We start from the raw sequence: 2724 nt of genomic DNA, 5'->3' as shown, positions 1-2724 counted from the left end.
GTGTCCGAGGGGGGACTTGAACCCCCACGCCCATTAGTAGGGCACTAGCACCTCAAGCTAGCGCGTCTGCCATTCCGCCACTCGGACAAGACCAAACGAGAAGTTGGCAGCTAAGGCTATCGGATCGGCCCCCGCGGACCCAACCCAGCTCGCCCGCGAGGCGGGCCGAGGAGGAGGCGGGCAAATCCAACCCAGCTCGTCGACGATGCGAGTGCTCGCAGCCCGAGACCGGCGGCCCCGGCAGTGGTAGGAAAGGTGGTTGTGACCCTAGAGAGCGGGGCGACCGGAGTTCCAACCCACCCAAGCGATGATGTGGTCGAGGTTGTCAGCAGGTTGATTCGGTTCGACACGACCAACACCGGCGAACCCGAAACGACGCAAGGCGAGGCCGAGTGCGCGCAGTGGGTCGCCGAGCAGCTCCGAGAGGTCGGCTACTTGCCTCAATACGTCGAATCCGGTGCACCCGGCCGGGGCAATGTGTTCGCCCGCCTCAAGGGCGCGGACGGCTCGCGTGGCGCGCTGCTCATCCACGGTCATCTCGACGTGGTGCCGGCCGAGCCGGCCGATTGGAGCGTGCACCCGTTTTCCGGCGCGATCAAGAACGGCTTCGTTTGGGGCCGTGGCGCGGTCGACATGAAGGACATGGTCGGCATGATGATCGTGGTCGCCCGGCAGTTGAAGCGGGCCGGTATCGTGCCGCCACGCGATTTGGTGTTCGCGTTTGTCGCCGACGAAGAGCACGGCGGTCACTACGGGGCGCAGTGGCTGGTCGACAATCGGCCCGAGCTGTTCGACGGTGTAACCGAGGCGATCGGTGAAGTGGGCGGGTTTTCCCTGACCGTGCCACGTCGTGACGGGGGTGAGCGCCGGCTCTATTTGATCGAGACGGCGGAGAAGGGGCTGTCGTGGATGCGGCTGACCGCGCGCGGCCCGGCGGGACACGGTTCGATGGTGCACGACCAGAACGCCGTCACCGCCGTTGCCGAGGCGGTCGCCCGCCTGGGTCGGCACCGGTTTCCGCTCGTGCTCACCGATACCGTCGCCCAGTTCCTGGCTGCCGTCAGCGAAGAGACCGGGCTGACTTTCGACACGGAGTCGGCCGATCTGGAAGGGGCGATCGAAAAGCTTGGCCCGATGGCCCGCATGCTGAAGGCCGTGCTGCACGACACCGCGAACCCGACGATGCTCAAGGCCGGGTACAAGGCCAACGTCATCCCGGCGACTGCCGAAGCAGTCGTGGACTGCCGTATCCTTCCGGGCCGAAAGGCGGCATTCGAGGCCGAGGTCGACCAGCTGATCGGCCCGGACGTGACTCGCGAATGGATCAGGGACTTTTCGTCGTATGAGACCAGCTTCGACGGTGACCTGGTCGATGCCATGAACGCCGCGGTGCTAGCGCTCGACCCGGACGCCCGGACGGTTCCTTACATGCTTTCCGGTGGGACCGACGCAAAAGCCTTTGCGCGCTTGGGCATTCGCTGCTTCGGTTTCAGCCCGCTGCGGTTGCCGCCGGAATTGGATTTCGCCGCGCTGTTCCATGGTGTTGATGAGCGCGTACCCGTCGATGCGCTGAGGTTCGGCACGGATGTGCTGGCACACTTCCTGACACACTGCTAGTCAACACGAGAGGATTGCCCATGAGCTTGCCGCCTAACCCGTATGACGCGCTGCCCAAGCTGCCGTCGTTCAGCGTGACCTCGAACTCGATCACCAATGGCCAGCCGCTGGCCACACCGCAGATCAGCGGCATCATGGGCGCGGGCGGAGAGGATGTCAGCCCGCAGCTGAGCTGGTCCGGATTTCCGGAGGCGACCCGCAGCTTTGCGGTCACCGTTTACGACCCGGACGCTCCAACGCTGTCCGGATTCTGGCACTGGGCGGTGGCCAACTTGCCGGCCGACGTCACCGAGTTGCCCGAAGATGCCGGCGATGGCCGGGAGCTGCCAGGCGGCGCGCTGACCTTGGTGAACGACGCCGGGATGCGCCGTTATGTCGGCGCCGCGCCGCCTGCCGGCCACGGGGCGCATCGCTACTACGTCGCGGTGCACGCCTTGGACGTCGGCAAACTCGACCTCAGCGAGGACGCCAGTCCGGCTTTCCTGGGATTCAACCTCTTCATGCACGCGATTGCGCGCGCGTACATCTACGGCACCTACGAACAGAACTAACAAGTCAAATCACTTCTGTCACTTTTGTTTCAGTGGTTACGGGGGATTGGTGTCGGTGGGCCGTCGTAGTATTCGAACATGAGTTCGAGTAGTCGTGAGGAGATCGCCTCGGTTCTGGATGCGCTCGATGCCGACTTGGACCGCGCCTGCGCGTTGTCGTTTGCGGCGTTGACCACCCCGGAGCGGTTGCGGATCCTGGCGCGCCTGGAAACGGTGGCGCGGCGGTTACCGGTACCGGGGCATGAGTTGATCAACCAGCTCGCCGCGCAGTCCGATCCCACCGAGCTGGGCGGCAAGCTTTCTCATGCGCTGGCTGATCGGCTGCGCATCACCCGCAGCGAAGCGCGCAGGCGAGTGGCCCAGGCCGCCGATCTGGGGCCACGGCGCGCCGTGACCGGCGAGGCGTTGTCGCCGCTGTTGACCGCGACGGCCGCAGCCCAGCGCGCCGGACAGATCGGGACCGGCCACGTGGCGGTGATCCGCGGGTTCGTGCACCAGCTACCGCACTGGGTGGACCTCGACACCCGAGATTGCGCCGAAAAGCACCTGGCGCAGC

Annotated in this window: 3 protein-coding genes and 1 tRNA gene; 3 read left to right on the top strand and 1 reads right to left on the bottom strand. The window is 65.7% G+C overall.

Annotation, left to right across the window (positions count from 1 at the left end; genetic code table 11):
* Position 1 precedes the first annotated feature (1 nt).
* Positions 2–87, bottom strand: a tRNA-Leu gene (locus ACLP4W_RS28360).
* A gap of 174 nt (positions 88–261) precedes the next feature.
* Between ACLP4W_RS28360 and ACLP4W_RS28355 the strand changes: the two genes are divergently transcribed.
* The 3 genes from ACLP4W_RS28355 to ACLP4W_RS28345 form a co-directional block, all read left to right on the top strand.
* The gene (locus tag ACLP4W_RS28355; protein WP_442390675.1) at positions 262–1617 is read left to right on the top strand and encodes a M20/M25/M40 family metallo-hydrolase; all 1356 of its coding nucleotides are present in this window, start codon (positions 262–264) and stop codon (positions 1615–1617) included.
* Between the two features lie 20 nt (positions 1618–1637).
* Positions 1638–2168 carry a YbhB/YbcL family Raf kinase inhibitor-like protein gene (locus ACLP4W_RS28350; protein ID WP_442390674.1) on the top strand — a complete coding sequence of 177 codons (531 nt, stop codon included), beginning with the start codon at positions 1638–1640 and terminating at the stop codon, positions 2166–2168.
* Positions 2169–2246: 78 nt separating this feature from the next.
* On the top strand, positions 2247–2724 hold a 478-nt coding region (locus ACLP4W_RS28345), incomplete at its 3' end, for a DUF222 domain-containing protein (RefSeq protein ID WP_442390673.1).

The organism is Mycobacterium sp., assembly GCF_052145595.1.
In the GTDB taxonomy this organism is placed as follows: domain Bacteria; phylum Actinomycetota; class Actinomycetes; order Mycobacteriales; family Mycobacteriaceae; genus Mycobacterium.
This window is presented reverse-complemented; position numbering and strand designations above follow the sequence as displayed.

Bases quoted from the DNA above. Each gene is read 5' to 3' on its own strand.
- ACLP4W_RS28350 (WP_442390674.1), top strand. From the start codon at position 1,638: ATGAGCTTGCCGCCTAACCCGTATGACGCGCTGCCCAAGCTGCCGTCG.